Source organism: Oleiphilus sp. HI0079 (assembly GCF_001635105.1).
Window position 1 is genome coordinate 1 of record NZ_LWFT01000660.1, and the last position, 876, is coordinate 876.

The 876-nt window shown below is 45.7% G+C and carries 2 protein-coding genes and 1 pseudogene; all 3 read right to left on the reverse strand.

Annotated features, from left to right (window positions below):
- The coding region (locus A3750_RS27325; protein WP_197475013.1) for a site-specific integrase at positions 1-108 on the reverse strand (108 nt) is incomplete at its 3' end.
- Positions 109-219: 111 nt separating this feature from the next.
- Positions 220-576: a 50S ribosomal protein L19 gene (rplS, locus tag A3750_RS11870; protein WP_068456256.1), complete on the reverse strand. Its 357-nt coding sequence runs from the start codon at positions 574-576 to the stop codon at positions 220-222.
- A gap of 44 nt (positions 577-620) precedes the next feature.
- Positions 621-876: pseudogene (locus A3750_RS11875) on the reverse strand (tRNA (guanosine(37)-N1)-methyltransferase TrmD); the annotation flags it as partial.

The window sequence follows — 876 nt, forward strand, 5'->3', positions numbered from 1 at the left end:
TAACTCAACATCTTTTCTATAGGCCTGCTGGGTATTTTCGCTAAGACCATGCTCTAGCCACAGCATACCAACGAAACGATTTATCAATATCGAAGAATCGGTAACCAATTAAGCCTCACAAAAATCAAATCCGTAAGTAATACACCCTAGCGTCATCGTAAAGCGAAGCCTGAAACAAAAAAACCCCGACAATGTCGAGGTTTTTTAATCAATGGGCGATTAACCTAGCTTCTCTTTGATACGCGCAGCCTTGCCACTGAGCTCACGCAAGTAGTAAAGCTTCGCCTGACGAACATCGCCACGTCGCTTGACCGCAATGCTATCGACAAGCTGACTGAATGTCTGGAAGGTACGCTCAACACCAACTCCGTAAGAAATCTTACGAACGGTGAACGAAGAGTTAAGACCACGGTTACGCTTCGCAATCACGACACCCTCAAAAGCCTGCAAACGCTCGCGGTTGCCCTCTTTAACCTTCACTTGTACTACAACGGTATCGCCTGGGCCAAACTCAGGAATATCCGCTGTCATTTGCTCAGCTTCTAATGCGCTGATGATGTTGTTTTTGCTGCTCATTTTATACTCCAAAAATAGAGTAAGTCAGGTTATCGCAACCTTACTTACCGATTCACGTCTTTTAAAAACTCATCCAAAAGCTGTTTTTGCTCTCGCGTTAGATCTTTTTTGTCGAGCAAGTCTGGTCGTCGCTCGTACGTTCTGCAAAGTGACTGCTTAACGCGCCACTTTCGAATTCTTTCATGATCACCAGAGAGCAGCACATCAGGCACTTTCTGGCCATCTAACACCTCCGGTCGAGTATAGTGTGGACAATCCAACAAACCGTCCGCAAACGAATCTTCGTTTGCCGATGAGGAA

Bases quoted from the DNA above. Each gene is read 5' to 3' on its own strand.
- rplS (WP_068456256.1), bottom strand. From the start codon at position 576: ATGAGCAGCAAAAACAACATCATCAGCGCATTAGAAGCTGAGCAAATG.